The 15,902-nt window shown below is 62.5% G+C and carries 16 protein-coding genes and 1 pseudogene; 2 read left to right on the plus strand and 15 right to left on the minus strand.

What is annotated here, in order from left to right:
• The first annotated feature begins 3 nt into the window (after window positions 1-3).
• Both JD971_RS05525 and JD971_RS05530 read left to right on the plus strand, forming a co-directional pair.
• Window positions 4-2,358: a TonB-dependent siderophore receptor gene (locus JD971_RS05525; RefSeq protein ID WP_202086537.1), complete on the plus strand. Its 2,355-nt coding sequence runs from the start codon at window positions 4-6 to the stop codon at window positions 2,356-2,358.
• The gene (locus JD971_RS05530; protein ID WP_202086538.1) at window positions 2,358-4,505 is read left to right on the plus strand and encodes an Atxe2 family lasso peptide isopeptidase; all 2,148 of its coding nucleotides are present in this window, start codon (window positions 2,358-2,360) and stop codon (window positions 4,503-4,505) included. The genes JD971_RS05525 and JD971_RS05530 overlap by 1 nt, the downstream gene beginning before the upstream one ends.
• On the opposite strand, the gene JD971_RS17075 is transcribed toward JD971_RS05530, so the two are convergent.
• From JD971_RS17075 to JD971_RS05600, 15 genes and pseudogenes are all read right to left on the minus strand, one after another.
• Window positions 4,491-5,108, minus strand: a complete 618-nt coding sequence (locus JD971_RS17075) for an asparagine synthase-related protein (protein ID WP_371809738.1) — start codon at window positions 5,106-5,108, stop codon at window positions 4,491-4,493. The two genes, JD971_RS05530 and JD971_RS17075, sit on opposite strands and share 15 nt — an antisense overlap.
• A gap of 93 nt (window positions 5,109-5,201) precedes the next feature.
• Window positions 5,202-5,501: pseudogene (locus JD971_RS16805) on the minus strand (asparagine synthase-related protein); the annotation flags it as partial.
• Between the two features lie 17 nt (window positions 5,502-5,518).
• On the minus strand, window positions 5,519-6,163 hold the full coding sequence (locus tag JD971_RS05540) for a hypothetical protein (protein ID WP_202086542.1): 645 nt from the start codon (window positions 6,161-6,163) through the stop codon (window positions 5,519-5,521).
• Window positions 6,164-6,213: 50 nt separating this feature from the next.
• Entirely contained in the window at window positions 6,214-6,828 is a 615-nt protein-coding gene (locus JD971_RS05545) for a lasso peptide biosynthesis B2 protein (protein WP_010240191.1), read from the minus strand.
• A gap of 62 nt (window positions 6,829-6,890) precedes the next feature.
• Complete coding sequence (locus JD971_RS05550) at window positions 6,891-7,028, minus strand: benenodin family lasso peptide (protein WP_010240188.1); 138 nt, start codon at window positions 7,026-7,028, stop codon at window positions 6,891-6,893.
• A 329-nt stretch (window positions 7,029-7,357) separates the two neighbouring features.
• Complete coding sequence (locus JD971_RS05555) at window positions 7,358-7,594, minus strand: DUF2274 domain-containing protein (RefSeq protein ID WP_010240186.1); 237 nt, start codon at window positions 7,592-7,594, stop codon at window positions 7,358-7,360.
• Window positions 7,591-8,769 (minus strand): TrbI/VirB10 family protein, encoded by a 1,179-nt coding sequence (locus tag JD971_RS05560; protein WP_202086544.1) that lies wholly within the window; start codon window positions 8,767-8,769, stop codon window positions 7,591-7,593. Before JD971_RS05560 ends, JD971_RS05555 begins: the two co-directional genes overlap by 4 nt.
• Window positions 8,766-9,755, minus strand: coding sequence for a P-type conjugative transfer protein TrbG (gene trbG, locus JD971_RS05565; protein ID WP_236672288.1), 990 nt, complete (start codon window positions 9,753-9,755; stop codon window positions 8,766-8,768). Before trbG ends, JD971_RS05560 begins: the two co-directional genes overlap by 4 nt.
• Window positions 9,755-10,435 carry a conjugal transfer protein TrbF gene (gene trbF, locus JD971_RS05570; protein WP_202086546.1) on the minus strand — a complete coding sequence of 227 codons (681 nt, stop codon included), beginning with the start codon at window positions 10,433-10,435 and terminating at the stop codon, window positions 9,755-9,757. Before trbF ends, trbG begins: the two co-directional genes overlap by 1 nt.
• Before the next feature lie 7 nt (window positions 10,436-10,442).
• The gene (trbL, locus tag JD971_RS05575) at window positions 10,443-11,756 is read right to left on the minus strand and encodes a P-type conjugative transfer protein TrbL (RefSeq protein ID WP_202086549.1); all 1,314 of its coding nucleotides are present in this window, start codon (window positions 11,754-11,756) and stop codon (window positions 10,443-10,445) included.
• 1 nt (window position 11,757) lies between these two features.
• Window positions 11,758-12,084: a putative entry exclusion protein TrbK-alt gene (trbK-alt, locus tag JD971_RS05580; protein ID WP_202086553.1), complete on the minus strand. Its 327-nt coding sequence runs from the start codon at window positions 12,082-12,084 to the stop codon at window positions 11,758-11,760.
• Window positions 12,085-12,090: 6 nt separating this feature from the next.
• Complete coding sequence (gene trbJ, locus JD971_RS05585) at window positions 12,091-12,837, minus strand: P-type conjugative transfer protein TrbJ (RefSeq protein ID WP_202086555.1); 747 nt, start codon at window positions 12,835-12,837, stop codon at window positions 12,091-12,093.
• Complete coding sequence (gene trbE, locus JD971_RS05590) at window positions 12,834-15,296, minus strand: conjugal transfer protein TrbE (protein WP_202086558.1); 2,463 nt, start codon at window positions 15,294-15,296, stop codon at window positions 12,834-12,836. Before trbE ends, trbJ begins: the two co-directional genes overlap by 4 nt.
• Window positions 15,297-15,299: 3 nt before the next feature.
• On the minus strand, window positions 15,300-15,575 hold the full coding sequence (locus JD971_RS05595; RefSeq protein WP_202086560.1) for a VirB3 family type IV secretion system protein: 276 nt from the start codon (window positions 15,573-15,575) through the stop codon (window positions 15,300-15,302).
• Window positions 15,575-15,892, minus strand: coding sequence for a TrbC/VirB2 family protein (locus JD971_RS05600; protein WP_322295224.1), 318 nt, complete (start codon window positions 15,890-15,892; stop codon window positions 15,575-15,577). The genes JD971_RS05595 and JD971_RS05600 overlap by 1 nt, the downstream gene beginning before the upstream one ends.
• Between the last annotated feature and the right edge of the window lie 10 nt (window positions 15,893-15,902).

The following is a 15,902-nucleotide window of genomic DNA, read 5'->3' on the forward strand; positions in this document are numbered from 1 at the left end:
TCAATGTCGTCGACAATTCGCACACTTTCCGTCCTTCTAACCGGGGCAGCATTTGCAGGTGCCGCTCCTCCTCTTTTCGCCCAAGACAGTCCAGGCGAACAGGCACAAGATGACGCTGCCGAGGTTGGCGATACAGCTTTGGACGAAGAGAGTTCCGCGATCGTTGTCACGGGAACGCGTATCCGAGGCGCACGGGTCGTAGGTGAAGTCATCGAGCTTGATCGCGAGACGATCGTCGAGACGGGCCAGGTGGACCTCGGCGAAGCGATCCGCAACCTACCCCAGAATTTCTCGGGCGGTCAGAACCCTGGGGTTGGTTCGGGCGGCGGCATCGGCAATGAAAATGTAAATTCAGCATCGACTCCCAATCTGCGCGGGCTTGGGCCCGATGCGACGCTGACATTGCTCAACGGTCATCGCCTTCCATACAACTCGGCGTCCCAGGGCGTCGACATCTCCGCCATTCCGCTCGCCATTGTCGACCGGCTCGAGGTCGTCCCCGATGGAGCTTCAGCGCTCTATGGCTCGGACGCGGTTGGCGGCGTTGTGAACGTCATCCTGCGCCGCGACTTTGAGGGCGTGACAACCTCGGCCCAGATTGGAGCGAGCACCGATGGAGGCAACTTTCGCCAACAGGCCGACATAGTCGCAGGCACAATCTGGAACAGTGGCGGCTTCGTCTTCGCCTACGACTTCGCGAACAATTCCGGGATTGAGGCGAGGGAGCGCGCCTATGCAGGATCACTGCTACCGGAAACCTTGCTTTATCCCTCAAACCGGCGCCACGCCGTAACATTTTCGGCGCACCAGAGCTTGTCAGAAGGCGTGGAGGCCAATCTCGACGCGCTCTATTCGTATCGCGAATCAACCACCATTGATGGCACGCCGGCCCAGCGCATTCGGCGTGAGCCCGACCTCGAGACCTTTTCCGTAGCGCCGTCGCTGCAGTTCGACCTTGGGCCGAGTTGGAAGGCCAATCTCGCGGGTGTCTTCGGGCGCGATCGAACCCGCTTCCAGACCAGTTTCATTCCAGAGACAGGTCCGGCGCGCGTCTCTACGGGAAGCTACCTGCATCAGATCACCTCGCTGGAAATGGGTGCGGAAGGCCCGGTCGCCACTCTTCCCGGCGGCGAGACGCGCTTGGCTGTCGGCATCGGATTTCGTAACAATCGACTCGAGTACTCTCTGGAAAGCGCGATCCTGAATGCGCAATTCGATGCAACGCAACGGGCACGCTTCGCCTACGCGGAACTGTATGTTCCATTCATGTCGGGTCGGAACGCCGTCGATGGAATCGAGCAGCTAACGCTATCCGCTGCAGTTCGCTACGAAGACTATCCCGGACTCGACCAGCTCGCCACCCCGCGCCTTGGGATTACCTATTCGCCAGGTGGTGATCTGATGTTCAGAGCGAGTTGGGCACGCTCGTTCAAGGCTCCCACGCTTTACCAGCAAAACATCTTTTCTCAGGCCATTCTGGTGCCTGCTGCGGCGTTCGGAGCGGGCACCGGCTCCGACACAGTGTTTCTGAGCGGGGGCGGCAATCCCAACCTCCGTCCCGAGCGCGCCCGAAGCTGGACGGCGGGAGTCGAGGTCCAGCCTGCAGCGGTCCGAGGATTGACCGCCTCCGCGACTTGGTATGATATCCGCTATGACAACCGCGTCGTTGCGCCGATCGCTGGATCGATCGCAGCTGCTATCAACAATCCGGGATATGCCAGCCTCATCGATTTTTCACCTGATCCGGCCGATTTGGCCGAACTCATCACGGGTGCCCAGTTCGGATTGGAGAACTTCACAGGCCGCCCGTTCGATCCTGCAGACGTTGTCGTTCTGTTCGACAACAGGAACATTAATGTCGCGGCGTGGAGCGTAGAAGGGCTGGATGCCAGGATTGCCTGGAACCGCGATCTCGGGAATGACCGCTCGATAGCATTGGATCTCAACGGCAGCTGGTTGCGCAGCAGGCAAACCATCACATCCGAACTACCTGAAGTCCAGCTTGCCGGTACGACTTTCAACCCGCCCCGCTACCGCGCGCGTGGAGCAGCAAGATATCGGGCAGGCCGCCTTACCGCCAATGCGGCAGTCAGTTATATCGGTGCGCTCGTCGACAGACGGCTTGCAACCGTGCAGCGGCTGTCACCAAGCGCAACTGTCGATCTTGGCATGCACTATGCGGTCATTCGGGGAGACGGCCGTGATCCCGGTCTTGAATTCTCGTTGACCATTCAAAACCTATTCAACGATAAGCCGGACGTGATCGGCCAAACCGGTCCCAACACAACACCCTACGATTCAACCAACTATTCTCCGATCGGGCGCTTCATCGCGTTTGGCGTGAGGAGGCATTGGTAATGACTGCGCTCTTTGCGCTAGCGCTCAGCCTGACGATCGTGCCGACAGCTGAAGATCCGCCATCGGCCGAAGATCCGTGTGATGCACTGCCGGTCGCCCCGGAAACGGCAAATGCGGAGTTAGGTGAGTGGACAGTGGACGGACAAGTCCGGATTGCGGATATTGGCGCACCGGTCGGAACTCCCAACCGAAGTGTATTTGGTATCTCGCCTGACGACAGCCAAATCGCCTTCACCGTCCGTCGCGCAATTCCCGAGACGAATAGCTATTGCCAAAGATTGCTGGTCGCGCCGTTGAGCGGCGAAGGTTCTCCAATCGAGGTGGCGCGCGGCGGGGAATTCATTCGCGACGATTTCCGGCTTCGCGACTTCACCGCGATACTGGCGGGTTGGCCTAGGACGAGCGCGCCGCGATGGTCGCCGGATGGCATGCGGATTGCGTATCTGAGGAGAGAAGCCGGTTCGACACAGGTTTGGTTGGCCAGCCCAACCGGGCAAACGGGTGCGGTCCGAGCAACCAATCTGGCCGACGATGTCGACGATTTCGCCTGGGCTCAGGACGGAATGGGTCTCATTGTCAGCACAAGACCTGCAATTCGCCTCGCCGCCGCGGCAATCGCCAGCGAAGGCAGACGCGGATTTCTCTTCGACGCGCGGTTTGCGCCGCAGGCAGCCGACCGACCGATACCGACCGGTCATGCCGATCCGGTCTATACATGGGTTTCGCTTCGGGACGGGTCATCGCGACCTGCAACCGAAATGGAGCAGGTGCTTATTGCCCCGCCGCGACCGGCAGCGATACCGGACAACGCACGAAATGTTCGATCAGGAGAGGGCGGATTTTCGGCCTGGCTCGAAGCAGAGTTCCCCGAGCGTCTCCTCAGCCCGACGCGGCTGGTTCTGGCCGCTCCGGACGGCAGCCGAAAAGTCTGCCCTGTCACGCAATGCGACGGCATCCGAGAACTGTTCTGGTCGGCCTCGGAGCGCGCCCTTTTCCTCGTCCAGCGTACTGGATGGGCCGACAGCCAGACGGCATTGTTGCGCTGGGATCCCCGCGATGCTGCGCCTCGCCAAGTCCTGATTTCCGATGATGTGTTCATCGGGTGCGCCCCTCATGCCAAGGAACTTATTTGCGGGCGTGAGGGCAGCACACAGCCTCGCCGATTAGTGGCGCTCGACATGCGAACGGGATCAGAACGACTGATCCACGATCCAAACCCGCAGCTTGAGAACATGGAGTATGGCTCCGTCCAGCGTTTCCGCTTCCGCCTGGCAAGCGGTGTCGAGAGTTTCGCCGACCTTGTCCTGCCGCCCACTCATCGACCTGGCGAACTGCATCCCCTGATCGTGGTGCAGTACCGGAGCCGGGGCTTCCTTCGCGGAGGAACCGGGGACGAGGTTCCGATCCAGCCTCTCGCCGCACGCGGATTCGCGGTCCTCAGTTTCGACCGGCCTGATTTCCCGCCAGAGGCGTATCTGGCAACAACCGATGCAGAAATACGGACATTGAGCGAAGATGACTGGGCGGACCGGCGCCAGGTGCAGGAAGCACTAGAGCTCGCTGTACGACGCGCCGTCGAGACTGGTGCGGTCGATCCAACGCGCATGGGGATCAGCGGATTCAGTGATGGCGGATCGACCGTCCAGTGGGCGCTGATCAACTCGGACCTTTTCCAGGTCGCTTCGATGGGATCGTGCTGCGAGGATCTCTACTCCTTCGCTCTCGCTGCAGGGCCACGGTTTACCGAGTATTTGCGGGACATGGGTTATCGCTATTTCGAGCCCGGTGCCGAAACATTCTGGGAGCCCATGTCGCTCATACTCAATGTGGACCGGATCGATGTTCCAATTTTGATCCAGGCAGGGGACAGCGAGTACGAAGGCAGCCTCGATGTCGTTGAAACCTTCTCGCATAACAATAAGGCTATCGAACTCTACGTGTTCCCCGATGAGTCTCATGTCAAATGGCAATCGTCGCATCGCCTGGCGATGTACGAGCGCGTCGTCGAATGGTTCGAGTTCTGGCTTATGGGCAGGCTGAACTGCAATCCTTCAAGAGAAGCACAGTACGCCCGCTGGAGCGCCATGGAGGGTGCCCCGCCCACACGCGACCTTCGCTGCCATGCTGAACCATTAGCGGGTCCATGAGCGAGCCCAATTCTCGGCTTCGAGCAGGTCAAGTATGCGACCGAACATGCTGTTGTCGTCTCGTTCATCAGTGCGCAGCGCGGCTTCCACGGCATGGCGGTCGATTACCCCGTTCGCGGCGAGCAACCCATCCAGCAAGCGCTCGGCGATCGAATTTCGGTTCAGGGCGAAAATTTGCCTTACGAAGCTGTCGGGTCCGGCCTTCGATGTTCTGGCCAGCACGGCAGGCGGCAATTCCTGTGCGAATGCCGCCCGGGCCAAAGCGCGGTTCCTGCCGCCGTGTGCCCATATCCAAGTCGGAACACCGAGACAAAACTCCATGAGCGGCTGACTCATTAGTGGCGAAAATCGAGGCGGGCCGGCGGCCAGTCCATGAATGTGGTTCTGTGCCCGCATGATCAGGACCATATGGTCGCGTTTTCCCGAACCTGAGATCCCTAGAGGACTCAGCCAGGGCACGAGTGGCTCGCTGTACGCAGCGTCAGTTCCGCAGGTAAGCAGACTCGCATCGACCGGCCAGCTTTCCCTCGTTCCCTTACCAAGCCGTCTGCGAAGAACTGCGGCGACCATGGTGGGGACCGAGCATCCGGTGATATGGCACATGTCAATCAGGGAGCGCAGCACGCCTGTCCCCAGACCCTCCGCTGCCAGCCGGTCGGCTACCGGCGCAGAGGAATGGAGGAAACAGAACAGATTGTCGCCTCCGTTGCCATCGTAGATGACCGAGGCGCCGAGGTCCGCCATCGCATCGACAAGCAAGGCGTCAAGAATGTGCTGGAATGAACGTCGGGCCGGTCGCGGCAACCCCCGGGAGGAAGACCTCGAAGGATCGTAAAACGCCGGGTCGTATATCCGTTCGACACACCGAACCCCGAACCATTCCGCCACGCGATTGGCGTATATGCGCTCGTCGCCGGACGGATCCGGAGTGGCGAGAGTAACGCAATCGAAGCGTTCGCCCGAATGGGCCAGAGCAGCGCAAATGAATGACGAATCGACGCCGCCCGATGCCGCTACGCTTGCTCTTCAAACATGCCGCTCCAGCTTTGCAGCACTGCGGCGCCGAGCTCCTTCAGTTGCGCGGCGTAATCCGTGAATGCCGGGATCGGCATTCGTGGGAGAAAGTCGGTTGCATGCCATATCCTACGGATCTGCAAACCCTGGCGCGCGAGTAAATGCAGCGATCCAGGCGCGAGTTCGTCAATTCCCTCAAGACACGTTTTCCGGTGGCGTTGTTCAGGCCGTAGCAGGTGCGCGTGCAGCGCCGGGTACGAAACCGGCGTCTCCAATCCTCCCGCTTCCGCAATCAGGAGCGGGTCACTGGTCAGTATGACGTGCTCGGATGTGGAGAGAAGGTAAACGGGCAAGAGTCCGGAAGGATCGACCAGCACACCCATTGGCCCATTGCTCCAATCGCCTAGGATGGCGACATATCCACCCCAGACGTTGGCGACGAGATGCTTGGCGGCCTCCTCGGCTTCGGCCGGGGCCAACCCGAGTTCCTCGGCGGCGCGCACGCGGCGATATGTCGTTCGGGAAAAAGCGATCCCGATCAGGCAGCACTGTCGGTTCAGGAAATGGCAGGGCGTTTCGCTGTCACACCACAAGGCCGCGACATCGGAACAAACCTGACCCGGGGTTGCAACGATTGACGGCAAGATTTGGCCGTTCGCGCCATGAGGAACCGCAAGAACAAAACGTAGCGGTCTCATACGACAAGAATTGGTTCATAGCGGAGCACTTCTTCGACACTGTCGTTCAAGACCGTGTCTCGGTGCTGCGTCCAGCAGTGTGCTGCAAAAGGGGGTGTATGGACGCCGATGACGATCCGCGCCCGGTCGCCATATGCGGCAAGACAAGTCGCGAGAGCGATGGAGCGCGAAAGACACCGGTCCGCAGCGGTGCGCAACAATCGTGCATCCTCAAAAGCCCCGATACACCTGCGTCCCTTCTCACTGATCTCGAATTGGCTTTCCGACCTGGATTCGACAACGCTCCGTAATTGGGAAAGGACCAGCGCCAAAGAGTGTTTCGCGAGCCGCGCTTCAACGCGGCGTTGCATCCAAAGCGCTCTCGCGACTGCGGGCAGACTAAAGGTGTGCTCGGCGATTGCCGGGCTCGATTGTTCTGGGACGGTCCAGTCCGCAGGCCGGGCGAGGCTGCTCGGTTGGTGCCATTGCTTCTCGGGATACCGGCCAAGTTTTTCGAGACATCTGCGATTTTCGTCATCCGACAACCGAAAGTAGCGATCGTTGGAAACATCGAGAAATAGGAGCTGGCCATCCAAAATGCGCCACGCCAGTCCTTCGCGGTGGAGATCCATCGATTGGGAGCCCGAATCGGCGGGTCGCGCGGCAGGATTGCGCCGCACGGCCCGCCGAGGACTTATTCGTCGAGCAGGCCCGGGCTGTTGGCCAATTGCCCGCCGCTGGCGTCGATGTAGAAACCGACGGCGCCCTTGGTCTCAACCGAGGCCTTGCCGAGGTCGATAACCTCATTCTGGTTATGGTCGAACTCCTTCATGATTCACTCCTGTGGTTGGTATCGCGACTCGGACGTCGCAAGTGGAGAGTGAGCGCGGAGCGGAATTCAGACCAACTTATAATGGAATTATAAATACAGTGTGGTCGAAGATGCGACCGGGTGATGGAAACACCCGTTGGCGAGTGTATCGACACTTTTAGCTTTTCGCCTGGACATGCGTGTCGCCACCCGGTCGCTAGGAACATGCGTTCCCTACTTCACGATAAGGCCAATCATGCACGCGGAAACAGCGCAATTCTACCTACGTGTGCATTTCGCAAGTAAGAATGGCTTGGAAGAACCAGAAAAAGTTCCGATATTGTAGGTGCTTATTGTTTGGATAGTGCGCGCGATCCTCTGCGTGCCTTGGCAAAATCCCGGTCACTTGCAACAAAGCGCTCGATCATCGGCGGAATAAGCAGCTCAGGCACAGGCGCACCCTCTGATACCCCGCCATTGAGCACGGTCCCATATTCGATCAGCCGGCGATGGAGCCGGGCAGGGATTTCGATCGTTAACTTTACAGGCTTGCCATCGGTAATGTCGGAGAGCTTGAGCCGGGTCATGCTCCACCCTCCAGCACAATATCGCGCGTCACCAGCACCCGCACGGGAAAGCCGGGGCGGATCGTCAGCGTCGGGCGGATATCAAGCTCGCGTGCAACGACCTGCTCGCCCGCGCGATTGATGCTGTCCTGACTGCCGCGGCGAACAGCGCGCAGCAGGTCATCATCTCCGCCTGCGCCAAGCTCGCCGCCAATCCCGAGCAAAGTGGAAACGAGCGCCGCCTTGACGACACCGCCCCAATGGTAATCGACGCCGTCTTCCAGTCCGGCATAGCCCGACGGATCGGCGACTGGCTGACGATCCAGCACGATCGAGCGACCATCGGGCAGGATGAGCCTGTTCCAGGCCAGCAGTACCCGGCGTTGCCCGAACCCGACATCGGAATCGTATTCGCCGATCAGGCGCGCACCCTGCGGGATCAGAAGATGCCGCCCCGTCGGGCTGTCATAGATATTCTCGGTCACCTGCGCGGTCACAAGGCCGGGCAGGTCTGAGCGGATGCCGGTGATCAGCGCTGCCGGAATGATCGACCCGGCGTGAAGCAGCGCGCCAGATGGCACCGCCTCAAGCCGCTGCACGGACGCTGTCCGCGTGTCGGCAGGCCGTTCTAGAAAACTTGCCCGCGCGGTCGAGACGGAAGGCTGAACTGGTGCTGCGGGTTGCGGCCCAGCGCCCGAAGCTGCCGGACCGGAACTGGCAGCTTGTGTCCCGCCGCCGAAAAACAGGCGACTGCCGCGCGCCGCCTCGCGTTCCTGTTCTAGGCGTTCGCGCTCTATCTCTTCAGGGCTCGGCGCGGCCCGCTGTGGCGGAACCGGAGGCGGCGCGCCGACAGGGGGCAGCGCGGCAATGGCACCGCGATCCTGCGCCTCGAGGATCGGTTGACCGAGATCGCCCGGCAGCGGTGGCCCTAACCTGGGAACCTGGGAATAGTCTGCCGGGGCTGCGGCAAGTCCGTCTGCCACAGCAATCCCGTCGGTGTTGACCAGCTCTTCGCCGCCGTCCTGTGAAGGCGGCTGCAGGGCATAGAGCAATATACCGCCAAGAACGGTCAGACCCGCGGCGCTGGCAAGGCCGATAGCCTTGCGTGAGAGCCTGACCACGCGCGGTCCTTCCCCGCGCAATTGAACGATGCTTTCGGCATCGGGTGACGGCTCGGTCTTGCCTTCCTCTTTCACGACCGGCCCCGCTTGCGGTTTTCAATCTTCACGCGGACCTGTCTGCGACCGGCACCCAGGCGCAACTCGGCCTTATGGAAGAGGCGGTCGACGATGAGATAGCGCCCAGAGACCCGGTAATTGACCAGCTCGGCTGCGCCATCCGCGCCCACCACGAAAAACGGCGGCATTTCGCCCTGGGCGATGTCGGGTGGAAACTCGACCAAGGTCCGCTGTCCGTCGTCGAAGACACGAACGGGCCGCCAGTCAGGCTTATCTCCCGAGATGCGGTAATCGAAATTGAGCGCCTCCAGAGTGAATCCTTCGGTGACCGGTGCGGCTCGTGCCGCTCGCTCTTTTTCGCGGCGCAGCGCGATCAGTTCGTCTGCCGGATAGGACCAGCTGACCGAGGCCATATAGATGTTCGGGTTGGCGCGCAGTTCGATGTGATAGGTGCGGCGGTCGGTATTGATGACCAGATTGGTGGCGATATCGGGCCGCGTCGGTTTGATGAGGATATGCACACGTTGCGTCGCCCCCGAGCCGCTCAGCGTGTCACCGATCATCCAGCGCACGGTATCACCCGCAGCGACCGGTCCGGGGCCAACCAGCGTTTCGCCTTCCTGCAAGGCAATGTCGGTGACCTGCCCGGGCTTGGCGTAGACCTGGAACAATGCACCTTCGCGATAGGCATAGCGCTGGATGGCATTGTCGAATCCTGCATTGTCCGGTTCGATCCTGGCGGCCTCATTCGCCGCCCCCACATGCCCCTCGGGGTCAGAGGCAGGGGAGCGGCGCGCGGCAGTGGGGGAGGCCTGCCGCGAGGGGGTGGTGGCATATGCAAGGGCCTGAACAAGGCGGGATGCATCGGCGAAGTCGATGGCTGCGATCGCCCGCGATGCGGCCTGTGCCTGCGGCGCAGGCGTCGCTGCCGCCGGCGATCCGGCAAAGAGCAGAACGCCCGCTGCGAGCAGCGCCGGACGGGAGAATTCAAGAAAGTGGGTCATCAGCCAAGCTCCTTTGACCAGTTGATCGATGTGACGAAGATTCCGAGCGGATTGCTGGTGAGCGCGTCGGGTGTTCTGGGAGGCTGGACGGCAATGCCGAGAATGGCGGTCCAGCGAGTGGTTTCGGCGAGCGCGCCGTCACGGTAGCGCCGCTCGACCCAGGCCACGCGGAAGCTGCGCGGCGAGGCGCGGATCACGCTGGTGACATCGACCGCCACCTGTTCGCGGCCGATCGCTGCGAACGGGTCGTTGGCCCGCGCATAATCGTTGAGCGCCAAGGCACCCTTGTCGCTGGCGAACTGGTAGGCTCTGAGCCAGTTCTCGCGCACCACAATTGGATCGTCGGGGATAGCGCGGACATGCTCGATAAACCGGGCGAGGTGAAAGGCGATCTGCGGATCGGTCGGCTCGTAATCCGCAGCGGCGGGAGCGACGGTGCGAGCCTCGCCCAGCCTGTCGACCTCGACCACCCAGGGCACGATGGTACCGCGCGCATTCTGCCACAGGAGGCCGCCGGTCAGCACGGCGGACAGGCCGAGCGCGCCGAAAAAGGCGTAGCGCCAGCTCTTTGCCTGGACGCGCGCGGAACCGATGCGCTCGTCCCAGACCTGCGCCGCGCGCTGGTAGGGCGTCTCTGCTTGAGGCGTCTTTGCGTACCGGATCGAAGGCCGTTTGAACATTGTAAAGCTAATCCTTCTCTTTGGTGTCGATGGAAGCGCCTGCGCCGGAGCCGTCGCCGGCACGCACGGTGTGGGCGGCAAGCGAGGCCGAATGGCCAAGGCTCTGCCTGTGCTTCATGGACCGCGCCCAGGCTGGCGGGCCGTTTGTCTGTTCGGAATCCGGTGACGAAGCACCGGAAGCGGGCACGATGCGCCCACCCATATTCCCGACCGACGCTCGTGCGCCGTCGCGGAAGTTGCTCTTGGCGCTGTCTGTCGCCTTGCGCAGCGGCGACATGGCGGCACCGCCTGCTGCGCGGCCAACACCGGCCATTCCGCCTGCGACGGCGGCGCCGCCGCTCTTGCCCGCCGAACCGGTCGCATAGGCCATGGTCGCACCTCCGGCGGCGCGCGAGGTGCCTCGCGCGACGGAAGAGGCTGCACTGGCGACCGCGCCGCCAGCGAGCTTGGCACCGGCCACGCCGCCGACCGCAGCGCCGCCTGCCAGAAGCGCGGTGCCTGCGGCAGCGCCTGCGCCGAGCTGCGGACCGCCCGCGACAATGCCATTGGCGATCCCCGGCCCGAAAATGCCGAGACCAAGCAGGGTGAGGCTGGCGAGCACGATGGCCAGCGCATCCTCGATGGTGGGCTCGCCGGGGATGGCGCCGGTGAACTCGGCGAAGAGCGTCGAACCGATGCCGATGATGACGGCGAGAACGAGCACCTTGATCCCCGACGAGACCACATTGCCGAGCACGCGTTCGGCGAGGAAAGCGGTCTTGCCGAACAGCCCAAAGGGAATGAGCACGAAACCCGCCAAGGTCGTCAGCTTGAACTCGATCAGGGTCACGAACAGCTGGATGGAGAGAATGAAGAAGGCGATGATGACAATCGCCCAGGCGACAAGCAGGATGATGATCTGCAGAAAATTCTCGAAGAAGCCGACATAGCCCATCAAATCGGCAATCGATTCGAGGAGCGGCCAGGCGGCATCGATGCCAACCTGCGCCACCCTTCCCGGCTGCAACAGATCGCCCGCGCCGAGCCCCGAACCGCTCGCCTTGAGGCCAAGCCCGGCGAAACTGTTGAACACGATGTTGGCGAGCGCGCTCCAGTTGCCGATGATGTAGGCAAAGATCCCGACAAAGAGCGTCTTCTTGACGAGCCGGGCGATGATGTCGTCGTTCGCGCCCCAGCTCCAGAACAAGGCCGCCAACGTGACATCGATCACGATCAGCGTGGTCGCGATGAACGCCACCTCGCCCGAAAGCAGCCCGAAGCCGCTGTCGATATATTGCGAGAAGATCGCCAGAAAGCGATCGACGACGCCGGTGCCGCCCATGTCAGTCCTCCCCTCTCGCTTCGCCGGAAGAGGACTCAGGCAGCGCCCGATCGCCGATCCCGGAATAAGCCTCGGGGTGATCGACGCCGAAGAAGCGGCGGCGCTTCTCGGCCCAGGCGTCGCGGCAATCGGGCGAGGACAGCGCCAGTTCGCCCATTTGAGCGCAAACCCTCAGCTGGGCCGGCAGCGGATCGCCGTCGGGCACCCATATGCGCCGGTCGGCTTGCCGCACCGGTGCGGGCTCCTCGCGCAGCTGTACGATCGTCATCGCGATGGCGAGACCGACGAACACAGCGGCACCGATGCGCGCGAGAAGCTTGGTGTCCATCGCGGATCAGTCCGATCCGCCGGGCAGATAGCGCGGACGAATAGCGAGAAACCGCCTCAGCTGTTCGCGCGCCTGTGCCTTGGCCGCCGCGCGTTCGGCCGCATCGAGCGCCTGCGCCCTGCCAGTAGCGGCGAGCGTGGCGGTCAGGTCGGCCAGCTGGCGGGCCTGCAATGCCAGCAGCTGGTTGCCAGCCTGTGCTGCCTGCAAGGCACCCGTGGCGGACTGGCTCGCCGAAACGAGGCTGCCGAGCGCTTCGCGCGAACCGTCGATATTGGCAACTGTGCCCGCCTGGACCTTAAGAGCATCTTCGAAGGCCGCCACGCTGTTTTGCCAGCGCGCCTCGGCGCCGTCGACCATCGCCTGCTGCGAGGCACCGAGCGGAACGTTCTTGTAGTGCAGGTCGAAAGCGCCCTCGATGGTGCGGACATCGTAGGCGATGCGCTGGGCTTCGTTCAGCAGTCGCTGGGTCTGCTGGATCTGATCCTGCAAGGGCTGCACGAGCGTGAGCGGCAGGCTTTCGAGGTTTCTCGCTTCGTTGATGAGCGAGTCCGCCTGGTTCTGGAGCATGCGGATCTGGTTGTTGATCTGCTCGAGCGTGCGCGCGGCGGTCAGCACGTTCTGCGCGTAATTGGACGGATCATAGACGATCCCGCCGAACTGGGCGTGTGCGGGCGATGATACCAAGGCGCTCGTACTCGCCATGGCGAGCGCGGTGCCCATGGCGATGCTGCGGACAATTTGTCGAGAGGTCATTTCAGGTCTCCTTCTGGTGGGATTGGGGGGTCGGAAGAGTGTCCACTGTCAGCGAGCAATTGGGCAGCCCAGTCGAGGCCGCGATGTCTCAGCCAGTGGGCGGCAAAGCCACTCCGGCCATGCTCTTCGACGATGCGGGAAATGGCCAGCTGGTCGCTCTTGGAGGAGGCGGCGGTAAAGGAGAGCGCCACTTCGCCAAGGCCCAGTTCGAACAGGCGATTGCCGCGAGAGGACTGACAGTAATAGTCGCGCTTGGCCGTTGCCCGGCTGAGGATTTCAATCTGGCGGTCGTTCAGTCCAAAGCGGCGATAGATACCCAAAATCTGGGGTTCGACCGCCCGGTCATTGGGCAGGAAAATGCGCGTCGGGCAGCTCTCGATAATCGCGGGCGCGATTGCCGAGGTCTCGATATCGGCAAGGCTTTGGGTGGCGAAAACGACACTCGCATTCTTCTTGCGCAGGGTCTTGAGCCATTCGCGCAATTGCGCGGCGAAAGCTGGACTGTCGAGCACCAGCCAGCCTTCGTCGATGATGATGAGTGTGGGCGAGCCATCAAGGCGTCCTTCGATCCTGTGAAACAGATAGGACAGCACGGCAGGCGCAGCCGCCGATCCGGTCAGCCCTTCGGTCTCGAACGCCTGGAAACTCGCTTCGCCCAGCCGTTCACTTTCGGCATCGAGCAGCCGTCCGAACGGCCCACCGACGCAGTAGGGGGCAAGCGCCTGCTTCAATGCCTGTGATTGCAAAAGAACAGCGAGCCCGGTGACCGTGCGTTCGGCGACCGGCGCGCTCGCCAGCGAGCTCAGCGCCGACCACAGATGGTCCTTGGTCTCCGGATCCACCGTGACGCCCTCCGTAGCGAGGATCGCCTGAAGCCATTCTGAGGCCCAGTTGCGCTCCCCCGGCTCATCGATCCGTGCCAACGGTTGCAGCAGGACCACCTCGTCGCTCTCCTCGGAAAGACTCGATCCCAGATCCTGCCAGTCGCCGCCGCAGGCGAGCGCTGCCGCACGGATCGAGCCGCCGAAATCGAAAGCGAAAATCTGCGACCCGGTATAGCGGCGGAACTGCATGGCCATCGTGGCCAGCAACACCGACTTACCCGCTCCGGTGGGGCCGACGACGAGGCTATGTCCGACGTCGCCGACATGAAGCGCAAAGCGAAATGGGGTCGAACCTTCGGTTTTTGCGTAAAACAACGGCGGCGCGTCGAAATGCGCATCGCGTTCGGGTCCGGCCCACACCGCAGAGAGCGGCATCATATGCGCGAGGTTCAGGGTAGAGACCGGAGGCTGGCGAACATTGGCATAGACATGCCCGGGCAGCGATCCGAGCCAGGCCTCGATCGCGTTCATGCCTTCGGTCACGCAGGTAAAATCGCGTCCCTGGATGACCTTCTCGACAAGCCGCAGTTTCTCGGCGGCAAGCGCCGGATCCTCGTCCCACACCGTAACGGTCGCGGTGACCAGCGCGAGCCCGACATGGTCGGCGCCCAGCTCCTGTAGCGCAGCATCGGCATCCTCGGCCTTGTTGGCCGCATCGCTATCGACCAGCACCGAGGCCTCGTTGGTCATCACTTCCTTGAGGATCGCGGCGACCGATTTGCGCTTGGCGAACCACTGGCGGCGGATTTTCGAGAGCAGCTTCGTCGCGTCGCTCTTGTCGAGCATGATCGCGCGCGTCGACCAGCGATAGGTAAAGCCTTGCGCATTGAGTTCGTCGAGCAACCCGGGAAAGGTCGCGCTCGGAAAGCCGATCACGGTCAGCGTCCGCAGATGGGCCGCACCCAGGCGCGGTTCGAGACCGCCGGTCAGCGGCTCGTCGGCAAGCAGCGCATCGAGATGCATCGGGGTTTCGGGAACGCATACGTCGTGCACTCGCGTCGAGATGCAGCTGTGAAGATAACTCAGCGTCTCGCCATCATCGAGCCATTGGACCTCGGGGAAGAACCCTTCGAACAGGCGCAGCAGCCGGTCGGTCCGATCGGCGAAGCCCTCGAGAAGCTCGCCCGGGTCAATGCCTTTCTCGGCCTTGCCTTCGTAGAGCCAGCTCTCAGCCCGCGCGGCATCCTCGGCAGGCGGCATCCACAGCAGGGTCAGATAGTAGCGGCTCTCGAAATGCGCGCCTTCCTCTGCGAACTGTGCCGCGCGTTCGCGTTCGACCAGCGCCGATGCCGGGTCGGGAAAGGCGCAGGCCGGATAGTCCAGTGCCGGACGGCGCACCGCCTCGACGAAGATCGACCAGCCCGAGCCAAGCCTGCGCAGCGCGCTGTTCAATCGCGCGGTCGTTGCAACCAGTTCGGCAGGGGTAGCACTGTCGAGATCCGGCCCCCGAAAGCGCGCGCTGCGCTGGAAGCTGCCGTCCTTGTTGAGTACGACGCCGGGGGCGACCAGCGCCGCCCACGGGAGGAAGTCTGCAAGCCGGTCGGCCTTGTTTCGATATTCGCGCAGGGACAGCATAGCTCAGACCTGCAGATGCGCGGGAAACCGCAGATGCCGCCGCGCAACATCGACGAATTGCGGGTCGCGCCGGGCGGCCCAGACCGCGACCATGTGGCCGAACGCAAAAAAGACGATGCCTGCGATCCACAGCTGCAGACCGAGCCCAATCGCGCCCGCCAGTGTGGCATTGGCGATGGCAAGCCCGCGCGGCGCACCGCCGAGCAGGATATGCTCGGTCAGCGCCCGGTGGACAGGCACCGCAAAGCCGTTCGGCAGAGAAGATTGACCGCTGTCCATCAGACCAGCGCTCCGCCGCCGAAGGAGAAGAACGAAAGGAAGAAGGAGGACGCGGCAAAGGCGATCGAAAGCCCGAAGACGATCTGGATCAAGCGCCGGAAACCGCCCGACGTATCCCCGAAGGCAAGCGCCAGCCCGGTGGCGATGATGATGATCACGGCGACGATCTTGGCGACCGGGCCCTGGATGGATTCAAGGATCGCCTGGAGCGGCGCCTCCCACGGCATCGACGAACCGGCAGCGTGGGCGGGCGTGGCGACAGCCAGTGCCGCGAAACTGCCCAGCACAAGGGCCGACAGGCGCGAGCGCGCCCGCAAGAATATATGG

Origin of the sequence: Croceicoccus sp. YJ47 (assembly GCF_016745095.1) — a bacterium.
Lineage (GTDB): Bacteria > Pseudomonadota > Alphaproteobacteria > Sphingomonadales > Sphingomonadaceae > Croceicoccus.

Coding starts and splice junctions, on each gene's coding strand:
- JD971_RS05525 (WP_202086537.1), top strand. CDS start 4: ATGTCGTCGACAATTCGCACACTTTCCGTCCTTCTAACCGGGGCAGCA.
- JD971_RS05530 (WP_202086538.1), top strand. CDS start 2,358: ATGACTGCGCTCTTTGCGCTAGCGCTCAGCCTGACGATCGTGCCGACA.
- JD971_RS17075 (WP_371809738.1), bottom strand. CDS start 5,108: ATGTGCCATATCACCGGATGCTCGGTCCCCACCATGGTCGCCGCAGTT.
- JD971_RS05545 (WP_010240191.1), bottom strand. CDS start 6,828: ATGGATCTCCACCGCGAAGGACTGGCGTGGCGCATTTTGGATGGCCAG.
- JD971_RS05550 (WP_010240188.1), bottom strand. CDS start 7,028: ATGAAGGAGTTCGACCATAACCAGAATGAGGTTATCGACCTCGGCAAG.
- JD971_RS05555 (WP_010240186.1), bottom strand. CDS start 7,594: ATGACCCGGCTCAAGCTCTCCGACATTACCGATGGCAAGCCTGTAAAG.
- trbG (WP_236672288.1), bottom strand. CDS start 9,755: ATGACCCACTTTCTTGAATTCTCCCGTCCGGCGCTGCTCGCAGCGGGC.
- trbF (WP_202086546.1), bottom strand. CDS start 10,435: ATGTTCAAACGGCCTTCGATCCGGTACGCAAAGACGCCTCAAGCAGAG.
- trbL (WP_202086549.1), bottom strand. CDS start 11,756: ATGGGCGGCACCGGCGTCGTCGATCGCTTTCTGGCGATCTTCTCGCAA.
- trbK-alt (WP_202086553.1), bottom strand. CDS start 12,084: ATGGACACCAAGCTTCTCGCGCGCATCGGTGCCGCTGTGTTCGTCGGT.
- trbJ (WP_202086555.1), bottom strand. CDS start 12,837: ATGACCTCTCGACAAATTGTCCGCAGCATCGCCATGGGCACCGCGCTC.
- trbE (WP_202086558.1), bottom strand. CDS start 15,296: ATGCTGTCCCTGCGCGAATATCGAAACAAGGCCGACCGGCTTGCAGAC.
- JD971_RS05595 (WP_202086560.1), bottom strand. CDS start 15,575: ATGGACAGCGGTCAATCTTCTCTGCCGAACGGCTTTGCGGTGCCTGTC.